Here is a 17,833-nt window from a genome sequence, read left to right as displayed (position 1 = left end):
TGCTCTACAGTCCTGGCTCGCACGGAGGCCACATTAAGTGGCCTCCGGCTCGTGCGGAACTCGCGATCGACCAAATACCAAAGCCCTCGGAACTTAGGATACATGGTTGGAGTGGCTGGATGTCAAAATTTATCAGCTGGGGACGTGCTGTTCATTGCGCATCGAAATATTCACACCACCGTGTAAATAAAAAGAAGTACCGGTTGGGGCCGGTACTTCTTTTGGTTCTAATGCTTTGCTTTCTGGGCTCTGTGAACCTATTTATAGGCCGCAGGCTGCTTTGAGTTCTTCGACTCGGTCGGTATTCTCCCAGGTGAAGTCGGCGTCTTCGCGGCCGAAGTGACCGTAGGCTGCCGTCTTTTCGTAGATGGGGCGACGCAGGTCTAGGTCGCGGATGATCGCGCCCGGGCGCAGGTCGAAGGTCTTCTCGACGGCCTCGACGATCTTGTCCTCGGCAACATGCGCAGTACCGAAGGTGTCGACCATGATTGAGAGGGGCTTGGAAACGCCGATGGCGTAGGCAAGCTCGACTTCGCAGCGGTCGGCCAGACCGGCGGCGACCACGTTCTTAGCGACCCAGCGCGCGGCATACGCGGCAGAGCGGTCAACCTTGGTGCAGTCCTTGCCGCTAAAGGCGCCGCCGCCGTGACGGCCGTAGCCGCCGTAGGTGTCGACGATGATCTTGCGGCCGGTGAGGCCCGTGTCTCCCATGGGGCCGCCCACGACAAAGCGACCGGTGGGGTTCACGTAGATGTCCGCGTTGTCCCACGGCATGTTCTCGGCGGCCATGACCGGGGTGATGACGTGCTCGATGAGGTCGGCCTTGATCTTGCCCATGTCTTCGATCTCGGCGGCGTGCTGCGTGGAGATGACGATGGTTGTGACCTCGACGGGCTTGCCTTCCTCGTAGCGCACGGTGACCTGTGTCTTGCCGTCGGGACGCAGATAGGCGAGGGTGCCGTCGTGGCGCACGGCGGCCAGGCGCTCGGCCAGGCGGCTTGCCAGGTAGTGCGGCATGGGCATGAGGGTCTTGGTCTCGTTGGAGGCATAACCGAACATCATACCCTGGTCGCCAGCGCCGATCAGGTCAATCGGGTCGGTGGTGGCGCCGGTCTGGGTCTCGAAGGATTCGTCGACGCCCTGGGCGATATCGGGCGACTGCTCGTGGATGAGGCTCATAACGCCGCACGTGTCGCAGTCAAAACCGAACTTGGCACGGTTGTAGCCAATGCGGCGGATGACGCCGCGGGCGATTTCCTGTACGTCGACGTAGGCCTGGGTGCGAATCTCGCCGGCGACGATGACGGTGCCGGTGGTCACGAGGGTCTCGCAGGCGCAGCGGACGTTCTCCACGTTGGCAGGCACGCCGTTGGGGGCGATGTAGCCCTGCTCCTGGAGCTCTATTTCTTTGGCGAGGATTGCGTCGAGGACGGCGTCGCTGATCTGGTCAGCGATCTTATCGGGATGACCTTCGGTCACCGACTCCGACGTAAAAACAAAGGACCCGTGTTGGGGTGGGATGGAACGAAGTTCTTCTGACATGATTGTCCTTTCAAAAACGTGTCCCGGCGACCGTTACCATTCCGCTGGGCTCTCTATGCAAGGGCACATCATAGCGCGTAAATCAAACATTCACACCCTTTCCGCACCTACTCATTGGGGACAGACTTAAATGATCAGCCTTACCTAAGTGCCGACAGGTTGCCCAAAGACTGATCATTTAAGTCTGTCCCCAATGAGTGGGTCGGTGCCCTTTGTGCGGAGGTGGGCATTGTTGCTTTATACTGATGCGGTTAGACATCCATCCTGCAATCGAGGAGATTTCCATGGCATCAGACGTTCGCGTCCGCTTTGCACCCTCACCGACGGGCAAGCTGCACATCGGCGGCGCCCGCACCGCTATCTATAACTGGGCTTTCGCCCGTGCTAACGGCGGCACGTTCATCCTGCGCATTGACGACACCGATCCCACCCGCTCTACCGACGAGAACACGCAGATCATCCTGCGCGCCATGCGTTGGCTGGGCCTGGACTGGGACGAGGGTCCCGAGGTGGGCGGAGACTTTGGCCCCTATGCCCAGACCGAGCGCCTGGACCTGTACAAGCAGGCCGCCCAGAAACTTTGGGACGAGGGCAAGGCCTATCCCTGCTTCTGCACCAAGGAGCAGCTCGACGCCGACCGCAAGGCCGCGCAGGAGCGCAAGGACCCCTTCCAGGGCTATCAGCGTCGTTGCCGCGATCTTGATCCCGAGGAGGCCCGCCGCCGCATCGAGGCCGGCGAGTCCTACGTCCTTCGCATCAAGGTGCCCGAGGACCGCGGCGACGTCGTCATCCACGATGCCGTCCACGGCGAGGTGACCTTCGATGCCAAGGAGCTCGACGACTTTGTCATCTTCCGCTCCGATGGCACGCCCACGTACAACTTCGCGACCGTCGTCGACGACGCCATGATGAAGATCACCCATGTCATCCGCGGCGACGACCACCTGTCCAACACCCCGCGCCAGGTCATGGTCTACGAGGCCCTCGGCGCGCCCGTGCCCACGTTCGCCCACATCTCCATGATCCTGGGCGCCGACGGTAAGAAGCTCTCCAAGCGCCACGGCGCAACTTCGGTGGAGGAGTACCGCGACGCCGGTTACCTTTCCGACGCCTTCGTCAACTACCTGGCGCTGCTCGGCTGGTCGCTCGACGGCGAGACCACGATCATCCCGCGCGATGTCCTAGCCAGCAAGTTCTCGCTCGACCGCATCTCCAAGAACCCGGCGACCTTCGACCCCAAGAAGCTCGACTGGGTCAATGCCGAGTACATCAACGGCATGTCCGATGCCCAGTTTGCCGACGAGATCATGGTCCCCGAGCTGCACGAGGCGGGTCTCATCGAGGGCAACGTCGAGTACGGCGAGGACTGGATTGACGCACTCGCTGCCATCGTCAAGCCGCGCACCAAGATGCCAGCCGACGCCGTGACCGTCGCCGCTCCCATCTTTGCTACGGCCGAGACGCTCGAGTATGATGAGAAATCCGTTAACAAGGGCCTGGCTAAGGAAGGCATGGGCGCCATTCTGGATGCCGCCAAGGCTGCGCTCGAGGGCGTGGACAAGTGGACTGCCGAGGCCATCGACGCCGCGCTTGAGCCGCTGCCCGAGCAGATGGACCTCAAGAAGCGCGTGGTGTTCCAGGCCGTGCGCGTCGCCGTCTGCGGCAACATGGTGAGCCCTCCGCTGGGCGAGACCATGGCGCTCGTCGGCCGCGACGACTGCCTGGCGCGTATCGACCGCGCTCGCACGATGGCGCTGTAGTAGACGCGCAAATGCATGTATCCGAGCCCCGTTCACCCGAGCGGGGCTCTTGTTTCTGTACCGATGAGTGGGTTGCTGGGACAAAATAATCAGTAGTGTTTGTCCCATGTTCGAGTGACGCAACGAGCTCGACACTCGTATCGGCCATGGGACAAACTCTACTGATTATTTTGTCCCACCCCTTTCAGGTCCGTTCGTTAGAGGTGGTGTATGGCTCAACAACTGTCGCTGTTTGGTTTGCCGGAACCGGAGGAAGCTCCGGTGAAGCCCAAGCCTGCCGCTGCCTCGGCTCAGTCTAAGCCTTCGCCCGAGCCCCCTGCCGCCTACGCGAGCGTGGTCCTCGACATCCCCACCCGTGCGCTGTCGGAACCGTTTGCTTACGGCATCCCCGAGTCCCTTGCCAACGAGGTCCAGATCGGATCCACGGTCCTGGTCCACTTTGGTAACCGTGCCGCCGCGGGCTATGTCGTTGACACTGCGCTTGATCTGGGCGATCTGCCGGGCAACAACTCCCTCGACCCGGTGCGCATCAAGCCCATCGAGGCCATCCTCAGCAAACCGCTCTTTACCGCCGAAGCCGCCCGCATCGCACGTTGGATGAGCCGCGAGTATGTCGCGACGCTTTCCGAGTGTCTGCGCCTGTTCTTGCCTCCGGGTGGCAGCCCGCGTGTGGTCAAGGGCGACGACGGTGTGTGGACGGTTGAACGTCCAGCCGTCAAACCCATCCAAAACCGCTGGGTGATGCTTACGCCCGAAGGCTTTGACTACACGCCACCCAAGACCGCGGTCCGCCAGCGCCAACTCATCGAGGCGCTCCAGTGTGGTCCTGTCACGACGCGCGACCTCAACCTTCTCTATAACAGTATGTCGGCGACCATCAAGGCGCTCGAAAAACGCGGCATCGTGGTGGTGGAGGAGCGCCGTGCCTGGCGCGGTTGTAGCGAGCAGACTACGCTGTCCTCGGCAAGCGGCAAGGCGCCGGTCTCCCTTACCAACGGCCAGCAACAGGCACTCGCGCAGATTGAGCGCGCCCGCCTTGACGCTCATGGCGACGTGGTGCTGGTTGACGGCGTCACCGGCTCCGGCAAAACCGAGGTTTACCTCTCCGCTATCGAGCGCGTGCTCGCGGCAGGCCGCTCTGCCTGCGTGCTCGTGCCCGAGATCTCGCTGACGGCCCAGACCGTCGGCCGCTTCCGCTCGCGCTTTGGCGAGACGGTCGCGGTCTTCCACTCGCGCCTTTCGGCCGGCGAGCGCCTGGACCAGTGGGACATGGTTGCCAGTGGTACTGCCCGCGTTGTCGTCGGCGCGCGTTCGGCGCTCTTTTGCCCGCTCAGCGACCTGGGTCTCATCATCATCGACGAGGAACACGAGACCAGTTACAAGCAGGGCTCCAGCCCGCGCTACCATGCGCGCGAGGTTGCGGCCGAGATGGCGCGCCGCTATCGCTGCCCACTTGTGCTGGGCTCGGCCACGCCTTCTGCCGAGGCCCTCGACCGCTGCCGCCGCGGTACATACAACGGTGCTACCTGGACGCGTGTCGAGATGCCCGAGCGCCCGGGACTCGCCGTGCTGCCTACGGTCCGCATTGCCGACCTGCGCCGTGAGTTTTCACACGGCAGCCGCTCCATGTTCTCAAAACCCTTGATGGAGGGCTTGGAGCGTGTGGTCGAGCGTCGCGAGAAGGCCGTGCTGCTGCATAACCGCCGTGGCTTTGCGCCGTTCCTGATGTGTCGCGAGTGCGGCTGCGTTCCCACCTGCAACCACTGCTCCACAGCGCTTACGTATCACGAGCGCACGCACACGCTGCAATGTCACACATGCGGATCCTCCTGGCGCGTGCAGCCGTATCCCGCGCCCACGAGTCGTTGCCCCAAGTGCGGCAGCCGCTACCTGGCAAAAATGGGGCTGGGCACGCAGCAGATCGAGGACGCACTGCACCAGATGCTGCCCGAGGACGTCGCCATCATCCGCATGGATGCCGATTCCACGCGCGGCAAGGATTCGCACAAAAAGCTGCTCGAGCAGTTCGATGCGGCCGATTGCGCCGTGTTGCTGGGCACCCAAATGATCGCAAAGGGTCTCGATTTTCCCGAGGTCACGCTCGTGGGCGTGGTCAATGCCGACTTCGCCCTTAAGCTGCCCGATTTTCGCGCAGGGGAGCGCGCCTACGATTTACTGGAGCAGGTCGCCGGCCGTGCCGGTCGTGGTGATCGTCCCGGCGAGGTGATCGTCCAGACCTACCTGCCCGAGGATCCGGTCATTCGTGCCGTCGCTGAGCACGACCGTTCGATCTTTACCGACTACGATTTGGACCAGCGCCGCGACGCGCTGTACCCGCCGTTTGTTCGCCTGGTCAACATCTTGGTGTGGTCGGCAAACCGAGACGACGCGCAGGACTACATTGGGCGCATTGCAAAGCTTCTTAAGCGCCGCTGGCATGCCGCCGCGCCCGATTTTTTGCGGGCGGGGAGTGCCGTGCCGCAGGTGCTAGGCCCGGCTTCGTGTGTAATCGAGAGAGCCAAGGACCGTTACCGCTTCCATCTGCTTGTGAAGTCGCCCGTGGGGTACCATGTCTCTGATGATATCGACGCCTGCCTCAAAGAGGTGGGCTCTGTGCGCGGCGTGAGCGTGAGCGTTGACGTCGACGCCTATGATTTGATGTAACAACCCGAAAGGATGGCCATGGAAGCCAACGGAATCGTACTTTCGCCCGACCCTCGTCTGCGCCAGGAGTGCGCCGTCATCGAGGAGATCACCCCGGCGATCGAGGCGCTTGCCGAGAAGATGAAGAAAATGATGTTCGAGAACGCCGGCTGCGGCCTGGCTGCCCCGCAGATCGGCGAGCTTATTCAGCTCGTCACCATCGACTGCGACTACAGCGACAAGAACGACTACGACCCCTACGTGCTCATCAACCCTGTCATTGTTGAGCAGAGCGACCATCTGGTGCCGTATAGCGAGGGCTGCCTGTCCATCCCCGGCATTAGCTGCGAGATCGAGCGTCCCGATCATGTTGTCGTCGAGGCGTATGACCTGGATGCCAACCTGATTCGGTATGAGGCAACGGGCGACCTGTTCTGCGTGTGCCTGCAGCACGAGATCGATCACCTGCACGGCAACACCATGTTTGAGCGACTCAAGCCGATGCAGCGTATCAAGGCAGTCAAGGAGTACCAGGACGCCCTGGCCCGTGGCGCTCGTCCGGGCGAGACGGAGTAGGTTTGTCCGTCCCCGGGGCGCCCGCCTATATCATCCCGTGCTCAAACATTCTCGCTGCGCTGCGAAACTGCGCGCGGGACGATATAGGCGGGCGCCCCGGGGACTACGTTGACGCTGCTTGTCTCGCCCGGGTGCCGTCGGGCCAGGGAGGGGCGTCTTCGCTGATAGGTGCTTTGTTGGAAGAGCTGCTTTTATTGCGGCTCTTTCTTTGGTTTTGGGTATATTTGTTCTTGTTGAATTGTTATTGCGGATGGCCTGGGAACCTTGCTTTCCGCTGTTCTTTGTAGCCGTCTTGGCTTTGGTTGAGGGGAGACGATCTTTATGCGTATTGTGTTTATGGGTACGCCTGATTTTGCTGTGCCTTCTTTGACTTCGCTTGTTGAGGCTGGGAATGAGATTGCGCTTGTTGTTACTCGTCCTGATGCTGTTCGCGGGCGTGGTAAAAAGTTGGAGCCGTCTCCTATTAAGGCCAAGGCGCTTGAGCTTGGGTTGCCGGTTATTGAGGCTAATCGTATGACGGCCGAGGTTGTTGAGGCGCTCCAAGCTGCGCAAGCCGATATTTTCTGTGTGGCTGCTTATGGTTGCATTTTGCCGGATGAGGTGCTGCATATGGCGCCGCTTGGTATTGTGAATGTTCATGCGTCCTTGCTGCCTCGCTGGCGTGGGGCTGCTCCTATTCAGCGTGCGATTCTTGCTGGTGATGAGGTTGCTGGCGTTTCTATCATGCGTATTGGACATGGCGTTGATACCGGCGCTTATTGTGCCCAGGCGTCTACGTCGGTTGCCGGTAAGCATGCTGAGGCGCTGACCATGGAGCTTGGTGAGCTTGGCGGTAAACTGCTTGCCGATACGCTTCCTTCTCTTGCCGATGGCACCGCCGTGTGGATCGAACAGGACGAGGCGCTCGTTACCCATGCTGCCAAGATTTCTAAGCAGGAGATGCGCCTGGATCCGCACATGGCGGCGCTTGATTGCGTGCATCATGTACTGGCCTCGTCCGATACCGCGCCTGCTCGTTGCGTGATTGCCGGCAAGACCGTGCGTGTGCTCGATGCTGCGGCGGCTGATGTGTCGCTTGGCGAGGGTCAGGTTCTCGTTCAGGCTAAGCGTGTTTACCTTGGCCTTTCCGATGGCTCGGTTGAGTTGCTCGAGGTTAAGCCTGATGGCAAGCGTGCTATGGCCGCTTCTGCTTGGGCTGCTGGCCTGCAGGGTGCCGATCTTATCTGGGGTGTTTTGTCATGAGCAAGCTGTCTCCCGCGCGCAAGCTTGCGCTCGATGTGCTGATGGAGGCCGATCGCCGCGGCATGTACGCGCGCGACGTGCTCTCGTCCCGTGCTTCCGCCAAGGCCATTGACCAGCGCGATTCCGCTTTTGCCGCCCGCTTGGCGCTGGGTGTTGCCGCCACGCAGGGTATTTTGGACGAGCTGCTCGACCAGTTTCTCGATAAGCCCAAAAAGGTCGCTCCGCGTGTGCGCATGGCGCTTCGTATCTCGGCCTTCGAGATGCTCTACCTGCATACGCCTGGCCGCGTTGCCGTAAGTCAGGGAGTTGAGCTGGTTCGCTGCGGTGCTAAGTCCGCCGCCGGTCTGGCGAACGCCGTTCTGCATAAGGTTGCGGACAATGTTGAGGACTTTGCCACGGCATCCGACGTGGATGAGTCCGAGCGACGCTTGGTTCGTCTGTCGCGCCTGATGGGCTTGCCGCGATGGCTGTGCGCTCGCATTATGGCATCGTTTGACACGCCAGAGGGTGCGCTTAACTTTGCCGGCAATCTGGCCCCCGCGCCGCTGGCCCTGCATGAGAACGCTTTTGCTTCCAAGCCCGATCCGTATATCTCGCAGCTCGTCGCGCCTGTCTTCCCGGGCTGCCATGCCCCGGTTGATGCCCAGGTTACCGTTGCTTCGGGTGTGTTTGAGCGTGCTGCCGCGGTGGCCTCTGATCTCAACGCGCAACTTATCGCCACAGCTGCCACGCGTCCTGGAAGCTGCCTTGAGATTGGTGCCGGTCGTGGCACCAAGACCTATGTGATGATGTGTCAGGCCAAGCGTGCGGGCTATGAACGTCAGCATACGGCGCTCGATTTGCATGATCGCAAGTGCGATCTTAATCTCGCTCGCCTGCATAAGGCCGGCATTCAGGGCGTTCGTACGGTTTCGGGTGATGCTTGCGAGCTTGATGAGGTGCTCACATCGTTTGATGCCATGCTTGGCGAGCCGGTTAAGTTCGACACAGTCTTTATCGATGCGCCGTGCTCTGGCACCGGAACCATGCGTCGTCATCCAGAGATCCCGTGGCGCCTGACCGAAAAGGATGTGACGGTTGAGCTGCCCAAGCTGCAGCTGACGATGCTCAAAGAGGCTGCTGTCCGCGTGGCTGCCGGCGGCGAGCTCATCTATGCGACGTGCTCGGTCTTCGACGAGGAGAACATGCAGGTGGTGGACGCTTTCCTGAACTCTCCCGAGGGCACCGGTTTTAGCCTGGAGCCGCTCTCCGAGGCGCAGATTCTGCAACTCCCCGAGTTCGATCAGGCCAAGAAGCTCGTATCCGTACGCCAGAACGATCGAGGCCTCTTCCAAAGCGTGCCGGTAAACGCCGACTCCTACGACGGCCACTTCTGCGCCCGCCTGGTCCACAAGTAACGACTAAGTTGCGGTGAAATAGGGATTGAATAGCGGCTTCTGCCCGCCAAACAGTCCTTATTTCACCGCAACTCATAAGGAAACCTGGGCGGCTAAAGAAACAGCCCTGCGATTGGTGTCGGTCGCGGGGCTGATTGGTTTCTAGTGGTTATGCGGGCAGTTGGCGCAGCAGCCGTTGGTGGCGCTGGTGCTGGAGCCGCCGCTTCGCTGGTCGGTGTTGTAGAAGCCGCTGCCCTCAAATTTAATACCGCTGGTCGAGAACGTCTTGGCCGCCGGGGCACCGCAGCTCGGGCACACGACCTCGGGAGTCTCGGACATGGGATGCTCAACCTCAAACACGTTGCCGCAGCTCGAGCACTTGTAATCGTAGCGCGCCATAATACTTCCTTTTCAGCACAAAGCGGGCAGATCACTCTGCCCGCATAAATTCAAACGTCTGTAACTGTACCCTATATCGGGCGTTTTATCACGCTTCGCCCCAGAATCTATGCGTGTTGCGCAGGAGCTGTGCGGTTTTGCCCTCAGCGGCCGCAACGTCGGCCTCGTCAGCCTGCCAGGTCCAGTTGCCCGTGGCCACGCCCGGTACGTTCATGCGCGTGTCGTCGCCAAGCCCCAGCACGTCCTGCAGCGGCATCATCACCAGGGGAGCGTCGCTTGTCAGCGCGTCGCTCATCAGCTTGGCTGCCACCTCAACACCGCTCGGCTCGTCGCCGCCCGCAAAGGAGCGCGTGCACCAACCCGCGAGCGTCGACGTGTCGTGCGTCGAGGTGTACAGGATCTTTCCTGGCGTAGGGTGCACGCCGCTACGGACATCGTAGTCGCTAAACTCCAGCACGTCCATGCCGGGGAAGCCGCAGGTCGAGGCCATGGCGCGAACGCCGGGCGTCAGGTAGCCCAGGTCCTCGGCGATAAAGTTGAGCGGCCCCAGCTCGTCATAGGCGGTCTGGAACAGGTCCTTGCCCGGGCCTGCCAGCCAACGCCCGTCGGCGCAGGCCTTACCCGCGGGAATGCTAAAGTAGCTGTGGAAGCCCAGGAAGTGATCCAAGCGCACGCGGTCGTAGAGCGAAAACGCACGACGTAGGCGATCCATCCACCAGCTATAGCCGTTCTGCTTCATGTGGTCCCAGCGGAACGTCGGGTTGCCCCACACCTGGCCCTCGGGCGCAAAGTTGTCGGGCGGCGCACCGGAGATCTCGATTGCCTTACCGGTATCGGACAGCCAGAAGTTCTCGGGTTCGCTCCACGCATCTGCCGAATCGTCGGACACGTACATAGGAATATCGCCGATGACCTCGATGCCCTTCTTGTGCGCATAGTTCATAAGCTCGCACCAAGCCAGGTCAAAGCGGTACTGCATGTACGCCTGAAGCTCGGCCTCGTCGTGGAAACGCTTGTCGTCAATCAAGTGCTCGTTGTAGCGCGCAACATCTGCCGGCCAATCGTGGCGCGATTCGCCCTCAAAGTACTTTTTGACGGCCATATAGACGCAGTACTTCTCGAGCCAATCGGCATTGCGATGTTTAAACGCGGTGTACAGCGGATCGGCATCCTCGCCGCCGTGGGCCTTCCAGGTCTCAAAGTCGGCGGCTAGCTCCTTGTGGCTTTCGGGCAGCAGGTCGATATTGCCTGCAAAGGCCGAAGGACCGGCGTAAGGGGAGCGGAAGAAGTCCGTCGGGTTGACAGGCAGGACCTGCCAGTAGCGCATGCCCATAGCGGCCATATGGTCGATAAAACGACGCGTGGGCGCGCCGATCGTGCCGGGCTTACCGTCGTCGGTCGGCACCGATGTGATATGGCACACAACGCCCGCACCGTAATCGAGCGGCTCCTGCAGACGCTGCTCGGCGTGGTGATAGATGATCGACGATCCCAGCGGATACAGGTCGAGCGTGACGGTGCCATTGTGAATCTCGCACTCGTGACCGCTAATCACATCGCTCGCACATTCGTCGAGCGCCGGAATCGTCACGCGGTGTGAATTGCGCAGGCTGCGGTTGATGATAACCGTAGCGGCCTCGCCATCCTTGCCCGTGCGGTTGTATGCCAGCACCTCGTCGTTGAGCGCGAAGGCCTTGATCTCGCCGTCGATCATAAACGGCAGTGCGCGGCGTACGGCGGAGGCGTTTTTGACAATAGCCAGCGTGTCGAAGTCGTGCAGTTGGTCCTTGGTCGGCAGGGTGCGGCGGTTGCCCGGATCGGTTAGACCCTCCAGGCCGTATTCGTCACCGTAGTAGATCGAAGGCACGCCGGGGAAGGTCATCTGCATGAGCGTGGCGAGCCAAAAACGGCTCTTGGCCAGGCCCATCGAGTTCTCGTCCAGGCGCCATTTGCTGCGCTCGCACTCGGGCAGCTGCGACTCGTCGGGGCCGCCGCCGAGCACCGAGATAATGCGCGGACGGTCGTGGCTCGAAAGCAGATTAAGTGCGCAGGACAGGGCCTCACGGGGATAGTTCTCGCGCAGGGTTTCGATATCCTCGGCTGCCTGGTAGGCGTTCTTGTAGCCCATCAAAAAGCCGATGACCATGTCGCGGAAGGGATAATCCATGGCCGAGTCCAGCTCGGAGCCTTGCAGATAGCGGCGCAGATGGCCGTAGCTGATCTTGTTGGAGGCGTCTTCCCAGACTTCGCCGAGCAACAGTGCATCAGGCTTCTCGGCGAGCACGGCCTTTTTGATCTCGGCCAGGAAATCGTCCGAAAGCTCGTCGGCCACATCGAGGCGCCAGCCATGAGCGCCGGCACGTAGCCATTTACGAATCACGCCGTCCTTGCCCAGGAGCCGCTCGCGTACCAGCTCAGAGCTCTCATTGATGGCGGGCATATTGCCCACGCCCCACCAGCAGTCGTATGAGCCGTCCTCGTGGAAATAAAACGCATCGCGCCACGGCGAATCCTCGCTCTGCCACGCGCCTACGCCGGGGTAGTTGCCGTAGCGGTTGAAATAGATGGAGTCGTCGCCCGTGTGGTTAAAGACGCCGTCCAGGATGATGGAGATGTCCAGCTTCTCGGCTGCCTGGCACAGCTCGGTAAAATCCTGCTCGGTGCCCAGAATCGGATCGATCTTGGTGTAATCAGCGGTGTCGTAGCGGTGGTTGCTCGCGGCTTCAAAAATGGGGTTGAGGTAAATGGCCGTAAAGCCCAGCTCGGCGATGCGGGGCAGGTCTTCTTGGATGCCCTTGAGCGATCCGCCGTAGAAGTCCCAGGTCTTGATGGAGCCGTCCTCGGCGCGCTCGTACACGGGCGGCTCGTTCCAGTCCTCGATCATGCGGCGCTGGATGCCGTTGCGCGGTTTTTCGACCTCGGCCAGCGTGCGCTCGCGCCAGTTTTCGTCGCGGGCATAGCGGTCGGGGAAGATCTGGTAGACCATGCCCTGCTCGTACCAAGCGGGACGGTTCTCGCGGTGCTTGTAGACGGTAATCTGGAAGGAAGGTACCTCGGCGTAGTCGTAGGTTACGCCCTCGCCGCCGGTGCGGCCCTGCGGCGCGCCCAGGCGAACCTCGGGCTGGCCTTCGATATTGCAGATAAAGCTGTACCAGATAAGACAGGGCTCGGTGCACTCAAGCTCTACGGTAAATATGCCGTCGCCCTCGTGCGTCATAGGATACAGAGACTCACCGACCTCATCGACCCAGGTGCGCAGCGTAAGCGTTGCCTGGTTGGGATCGGCATCCTCCAATATCACCGAGAGTGCAACGGAAGTTCCAGTGGTCACAGCGCCAAACGGAGTGCGAAACTGCGGCAGGCGGCTGTTGTGAATCAATCTCATAATACGGTCCAGTTCAATAGAATCACGGCCTGCGGGCCATGGGCTTTACGCGCAAGTTGTAAGTATATCTTTTGTACACAGGCTGTATAAACAACATCCGTTTACCATCGGCGAACGGTTGTCCTAGAAAATCGATTTACCACTACCTACAGAGAAGGGACGCCCGGTTGGAGCGCCCCTTGCTTAGGGTTTGATGAGGTTTTGAATCGTCTGTATGCTAGCGGCGCTTGCGGGTGGCCGTTGCCTTGCGGACGGAGGTCTTCTTGGTCGGGGCCTTTTCCTCAGTCGGTGCGGCGGGGGAGACTGGGGTCTCCTTGGCGGGCTCGGTCTTTGCCGTAGCCTTCGGAGCGGTCTTGTCCTCGGCGGCCTTCGGTGCCGGCTTGGCCTTTACTTCGGGCTTTTCCTCGGCCTTAGCCTCAGCCTTGGGGGCGGCAGCCTTGGTCGTGGCCTTCTTGGCGGTCGTTGTGGTGCGCTTGCGCGTTGTGGTTTTGGCGGCCGGCTTGGCCTCGACAGCTGCCTCGGCCTTGGACTCGGCAGGCGTCTCCTCGACCTTGGCGGCCGGCTTTGCGGCAGCCTTGGTTTTGGTCGACTTTGTGACCGTGGCCTTCTTGGCGGTCGTGGTCTTGGTCGCGGTCGTCTTCTTGGCTGCAGTCTTGGCCGGAGTCTTCTTGGCCGGCTTGGTCTCGGTCTTTACCTCGGGAGCAGCCTCGGCCTCGGCGGCCTTCTTGGCAGCGGCGGTCGTGCGCTTGCGCGTAGTCGTTGCCTTGGCGGTAGTTGCCTTGGCAGCGGTGGTCTTGGTGGCAGCGGCCTTGGTTGTCGTAGCCTTCTTGGCCGTCGTCTTGCGCGTCGTGGTCTTCTTGGCAGCAGGCTTCGCAGCCGGCTTAGCCTCAGCCTCGGGAGCAGCCTCGGGAGCTGTCTCAACCTTCACCTCAGATTTAGCCCCAACCGGCTTCTCCTCAGCCTTAGGCTCGGGCTTGGCCACAACCTCGGCCTGGGGCTCGGGCTCGGCCTCAACTTTCTCAGCAACAGCCTCAGGCTCGTCGACAACCGCCGCCGGCCTCTCAATCTCCGGATGCATAAAGAAGTACAGGTCCAGATACTTGTCGGCCGAGCGCGTCCAGCTAAAGTCCTGGCTCATGGCCTGCGTGACCAGCTGGTTCCAGGCATCGCGGTTATCCCAGAACAGGCGCGCTGCGCGGAACACGGCGTCGCCCATCTCGTCGCCGTTAAAGTTGGTAAACGAGAAACCCGTGCCCTCGCCGGTAAACTCGTTGTACGGCTGCACGGTGTCCTTCAGACCTCCGGTCTCGCGCACGATGGGCAGGGTGCCGTAGCGCATGGCGATAATCTGCGATAGGCCGCAGGGCTCAAACTTCGAAGGCATCAGGAACATGTCGGCGGCAGCGTACATGCGCTGCGAGAGCGCCGGGTCAAACTCGATGCGCGCGGCCATGGTGCCGGGGTACTTGTCCTGGAAGTAGCGCAGGCCGTCCTCGTAGTCGCGGTCGCCGGTGCCCAGTACGGCCACCTGCACGCCGCCGGCCAGAATGCGGTCGAGCGCGTACATGACCAGGTCCATGCCCTTCTGGCGCGTCAGGCGCGTGACCATCACCATAAGCGGGCGGTCGTCGCGAACCTCGAGCCCCAGCTCCTCCTGCAGTTTGGCCTTGCACACGGCCTTGCCGGAACGGTCCTCCACGGTGTAGTTGGCGGCAATGCGCTTGTCGGTCGCCGGGTCAAAGCCCGCAACGTCAATGCCGTTGAGGATGCCCTGCAGCGCGTAGGAACGCTCGCGCAGCACGCCGTCCAGGCCCTCGCCAAACTCGGGCGTCTGGATCTCGCCCGCATAGGTGGGGCTCACCGTGGTGATGGCATCGGCATAGTGCAGCGCGCCCAGCATGTAGTTGATGCTGCAGGCATCGCAACGCAGCTGCGAGGCGGCCGCCGGAATATGCGCCACGCCCAGGATATCCTCCATCACGGTGTCGCTAAACTGGCCCTGGAACGCCACGTTGTGGATCGAGAACACGGTCTTGACGCGGTCATACAGCGGCAGGCCCTGGTAAAACTCGCGCAAAAACACGGGCGCAAGTGCCGTTTGCCAGTCGTTGCAGTGCAGTATGTCGCACTCAAAGCCGGCCGGCAGGTGCTGCAGACTCTCGGTGATGGCCTTGGAGAAGAACGCAAAGCGCTCGCCGTCGTCAAAGAAGCCGTACGGATAGTCGCGCGCAAAGTAGCGCTCGTTGTCGATGAACATATAGGTGACGCCGTCGTGCTCGAGCTTCTCGAGTCCGCAGTACTCGTTGCGCCAGCCCAGGCTCACGTAAAAGTCGGAGAAGTGCTCCATCTGTGCCTTGTACTCGTCCTTGATGGTGGCGTACTTGGGCACCATCACGATAACCTCGGCGCCGGCGCGCACGAGCGCCGCAGGCAGCGAGCCCGCCACGTCGCCCAGGCCGCCGGTCTTCACAAACGGCGCGCACTCGGCCGAGGCAAACACGATCTGCATCTTTTTGCTGGAATCTGCCATATTGTCTCCCATGTTGCAATTCGAGAATAGCCGCCTGGCGCTAACCGGGCGGCTATTCTACATGTTACGAGCGATGTTGCGGTGCCAACGTTAACGTACGATGGTGGTGTCGGAAGTTAACGGAGCCTTGCCCAGCACCAGGATGTTCTCGGGCGTGCCGCGAAGCTCGGTGTTGGTGGGAACCACGTTGTTTTTGTCCAGAATGGCGTTCTCAACGCGGGCGCCGCTCTTGATGATGCAGCTCTGGTTGATGATCGAGTTGGTCACCGAAGCGCCTTCCTCGACCACGACGCCGCGCGACAGGATCGAGTTGCGCACGGTGCCCTTGATGATGCAGCCGGCCGAGATAATCGAGTTGCACGCGTGGCTGCCGGTCGCATAGCGCGAAGGCGGCACGTCGTGAGCCTTGGTCAGGATCGGGCGCTCGGGATCGAAGAGCTGATCGGCCACGGTCTGGTCGAGCAGGTCCATGCTGCGGCGATACAGCGACTTTTCGCTAAACACGCCCACGACCTCGCCCTTGTACTCGTAGCTGCACACGTCGATGTTGCCAAAGTCGCCCTGGAGTGCCTCGAGCAGGTCCAGATAGTCGGCGGCCTGGTAGTGGTCGATAATCTCGAGCAGTGTCTCGCGGTTGACGATGCAGCAGTCCATAGAGGCGTTGTCGCCGTACACGACGCCGGCGCTCACGCCCGTCAGGCGGCCGTTCTCGTTGATCTCGAGCTTGGTCTCGTCATCGACGTTGCGCGTGGCCTTGCAGTACACAACGGTCATCTGGGCACCGGAGTTCTCGTGCGCGTCGATGATGGTGTTGAGGTCCATGTTAAAGATGATGTTGGTGCCCATCATCACAACATAGGGCTTCTCCGAGCGCTGGAACAGCGTCTTGTTGGAGATGATGTCGCGCAGCAGGAAGCGCATGCCGCCCTTGGTGGTGCCATACGCGTTGCCGGGCACCATGAACAGGCCGCCCTTCTTGCGGTCCAGGCCCCAGTCCTTGCCCGAGCCCACGTGGTCGATCAGCGAGCGGTAGTTGCCCGGCATGACGACGCCGACGGTCTTAATGCCGGCATTCATCATGTTGGAGAGCGGGAAGTCGATCAGGCGGTAGCGGCCCAAAAACGGAACGGACGCGATGGGGCGGTCCTTGAGCAGCACGCTGCCGTAGGTCGAAGAGTAGTTAGCGGTGATATAACCGATGGCCTTGCGATTGATCATCGGATCATTCCCCCTTCCCGATAACGACGTCATTTCCAACGACGGCCGTATCCTTGGTGGTATCGACAGAGCCGAGCTTCACGCCCTCTTCGACCGTGGAGTTCTCGCCCAAAATAGCGCGGCAGATGTGTGCGCCGCTCTTAACGTGCGCACCCGGCAGCAGCACGGAGTCCTCGACCACGGCGCGCTCCTCGATGATGACATCGGTCGAAAGGATCGAGTGGCGAGCGGTGCCGTAGATCTTGCAGCCGTTGGAGACCAGGCAGTCGTCCAGGCGGCCGTCCGGGCCAATGTAGTGCGGCGGACGCGTGGTGATGTTGGACATGATGGGGAAGTTCTTGTCAAACAGATCGAACTCGGGGTTGTTGCCCAACAGGTCCATCGAAGTCTCGTGGAAGCTGGCGATGGTGCCAACATCCTTCCAAAAGCCGTGGAACTCGTAGCTGTACAGGCGCTTGTTCTCGCCGAGCAGCTTGGGGATGATGTCCTTGCCAAAGTCGTGGCTCGAGCGCTGGTCCAGAGCGTCCTCCTCGAGCGCCTCGATTAGCACGTCGGCCGAGAAGATGTAAATGCCCATGGACGCGAGGTTCGAATCGGGCTTCTCGGGCTTCTCGGTAAACTTGGTGATGCGGCCGTCCTCGGGGTCGGTGGTCAGGATGCCAAAGCGGCTGGCCTCCTCCCACGGCACGGGCATTACGCTCACCGTGAGGTCGGCGTTGTTCTCAATGTGCGTCTTGAGCATCTTACGGTAGTCCATGCGATACAGGTGATCGCCCGAAAGAATCAGGACGTACTTGGGGTCGTTGGCCTTGATGTAGTCGAGGTTCTGCGTAATGGCGTCGGCCGTGCCCGCATACCAGGCGCCACCGGTCTGCGTCTCGTACGGCGGCAGGATCGACACGCCGCCGTCGCGGCTGTCCAGGTCCCACGCCTCGCCGGAGCCCACGTAGGCATGCAGCAGGTAGGGGCGGTACTGCGTCAGAACGCCCACCGTGTCGATGCCCGAGTTGGAGCAGTTGGACAGCGAAAAGTCGATAATGCGGAACTTGCCACCAAAGCTAACCGCCGGCTTAGCGATCTTTTGGGTGAGTGCCCCCAATCGGCTGCCCTGTCCTCCTGCGAGGAGCATCGCGATGCATTCTTTCTTACTCATCGATTTCTC

General features: G+C 61.2%; 11 protein-coding genes. 5 read left to right on the top strand and 6 right to left on the bottom strand.

All coding sequences use genetic code 11. From position 1 onward, the window contains the following. Window positions 1-261: 261 nt before the first annotated feature. The gene (gene metK / locus DW151_RS02955) at window positions 262-1,542 is read right to left on the bottom strand and encodes a methionine adenosyltransferase (protein ID WP_089571822.1); all 1,281 of its coding nucleotides are present in this window, start codon (window positions 1,540-1,542) and stop codon (window positions 262-264) included. 284 nt (window positions 1,543-1,826) lie between these two features. On the opposite strand from metK, the gene gltX reads away from it, so the two are divergent. The 5 genes from gltX to DW151_RS02930 all read left to right on the top strand — a co-directional run bounded on the left by gltX (window position 1,827) and on the right by DW151_RS02930 (window position 9,160). Then, window positions 1,827-3,302 (top strand): glutamate--tRNA ligase, encoded by a 1,476-nt coding sequence (gene gltX, locus DW151_RS02950; RefSeq protein ID WP_118334373.1) that lies wholly within the window; start codon window positions 1,827-1,829, stop codon window positions 3,300-3,302. 210 nt (window positions 3,303-3,512) lie between these two features. After that, a complete protein-coding gene (gene priA / locus DW151_RS02945; protein WP_118334372.1) occupies window positions 3,513-5,966 on the top strand; it encodes a primosomal protein N' in 2,454 nt (817 codons plus the stop codon). 18 nt (window positions 5,967-5,984) lie between these two features. Continuing rightward, on the top strand, window positions 5,985-6,521 hold the full coding sequence (gene def / locus DW151_RS02940) for a peptide deformylase (protein ID WP_118334370.1): 537 nt from the start codon (window positions 5,985-5,987) through the stop codon (window positions 6,519-6,521). 321 nt (window positions 6,522-6,842) lie between these two features. After that, a complete protein-coding gene (gene fmt / locus DW151_RS02935; RefSeq protein WP_118334369.1) occupies window positions 6,843-7,763 on the top strand; it encodes a methionyl-tRNA formyltransferase in 921 nt (306 codons plus the stop codon). Next, on the top strand, window positions 7,760-9,160 hold the full coding sequence (locus DW151_RS02930) for an RsmB/NOP family class I SAM-dependent RNA methyltransferase (protein ID WP_118334367.1): 1,401 nt from the start codon (window positions 7,760-7,762) through the stop codon (window positions 9,158-9,160). Before fmt ends, DW151_RS02930 begins: the two co-directional genes overlap by 4 nt. A 141-nt stretch (window positions 9,161-9,301) precedes the next feature. On the opposite strand, the gene DW151_RS02925 is transcribed toward DW151_RS02930, so the two are convergent. The 5 genes from DW151_RS02925 to DW151_RS02905 all read right to left on the bottom strand — a co-directional run bounded on the left by DW151_RS02925 (window position 9,302) and on the right by DW151_RS02905 (window position 17,824). Continuing rightward, complete coding sequence (locus DW151_RS02925) at window positions 9,302-9,538, bottom strand: FmdB family zinc ribbon protein (protein WP_118334366.1); 237 nt, start codon at window positions 9,536-9,538, stop codon at window positions 9,302-9,304. Window positions 9,539-9,626: 88 nt separating this feature from the next. Next, a complete protein-coding gene (locus tag DW151_RS02920) occupies window positions 9,627-12,923 on the bottom strand; it encodes a 4-alpha-glucanotransferase (protein ID WP_118334364.1) in 3,297 nt (1,098 codons plus the stop codon). A 217-nt stretch (window positions 12,924-13,140) separates the two neighbouring features. Beyond that, window positions 13,141-15,453 (bottom strand): glycogen synthase GlgA, encoded by a 2,313-nt coding sequence (glgA, locus tag DW151_RS02915; RefSeq protein WP_199579887.1) that lies wholly within the window; start codon window positions 15,451-15,453, stop codon window positions 13,141-13,143. Window positions 15,454-15,543: 90 nt separating this feature from the next. Further along, on the bottom strand, window positions 15,544-16,671 hold the full coding sequence (gene glgD, locus DW151_RS02910) for a glucose-1-phosphate adenylyltransferase subunit GlgD (protein WP_118334363.1): 1,128 nt from the start codon (window positions 16,669-16,671) through the stop codon (window positions 15,544-15,546). A gap of 4 nt (window positions 16,672-16,675) precedes the next feature. Next, a complete protein-coding gene (locus DW151_RS02905; protein ID WP_035138263.1) occupies window positions 16,676-17,824 on the bottom strand; it encodes a glucose-1-phosphate adenylyltransferase in 1,149 nt (382 codons plus the stop codon). Window positions 17,825-17,833 lie beyond the last annotated feature (9 nt).

Source organism: Collinsella sp. AM13-34, from assembly GCF_003473055.1.
In the GTDB taxonomy this organism is placed as follows: Bacteria; Actinomycetota; Coriobacteriia; order Coriobacteriales; family Coriobacteriaceae; genus Collinsella.
This window is presented reverse-complemented; position numbering and strand designations above follow the sequence as displayed.

Bases quoted from the DNA above. Each gene is read 5' to 3' on its own strand.
- gltX (WP_118334373.1), top strand. From the start codon at position 1,827: ATGGCATCAGACGTTCGCGTCCGCTTTGCACCCTCACCGACGGGCAAG.
- DW151_RS02920 (WP_118334364.1), bottom strand. From the start codon at position 12,923: ATGAGATTGATTCACAACAGCCGCCTGCCGCAGTTTCGCACTCCGTTT.
- DW151_RS02925 (WP_118334366.1), bottom strand. From the start codon at position 9,538: ATGGCGCGCTACGATTACAAGTGCTCGAGCTGCGGCAACGTGTTTGAG.
- DW151_RS02930 (WP_118334367.1), top strand. From the start codon at position 7,760: ATGAGCAAGCTGTCTCCCGCGCGCAAGCTTGCGCTCGATGTGCTGATG.
- priA (WP_118334372.1), top strand. From the start codon at position 3,513: ATGGCTCAACAACTGTCGCTGTTTGGTTTGCCGGAACCGGAGGAAGCT.
- glgD (WP_118334363.1), bottom strand. From the start codon at position 16,671: ATGATCAATCGCAAGGCCATCGGTTATATCACCGCTAACTACTCTTCG.
- DW151_RS02905 (WP_035138263.1), bottom strand. From the start codon at position 17,824: ATGAGTAAGAAAGAATGCATCGCGATGCTCCTCGCAGGAGGACAGGGC.
- glgA (WP_199579887.1), bottom strand. From the start codon at position 15,453: ATGGCAGATTCCAGCAAAAAGATGCAGATCGTGTTTGCCTCGGCCGAG.
- def (WP_118334370.1), top strand. From the start codon at position 5,985: ATGGAAGCCAACGGAATCGTACTTTCGCCCGACCCTCGTCTGCGCCAG.
- metK (WP_089571822.1), bottom strand. From the start codon at position 1,542: ATGTCAGAAGAACTTCGTTCCATCCCACCCCAACACGGGTCCTTTGTT.
- fmt (WP_118334369.1), top strand. From the start codon at position 6,843: ATGCGTATTGTGTTTATGGGTACGCCTGATTTTGCTGTGCCTTCTTTG.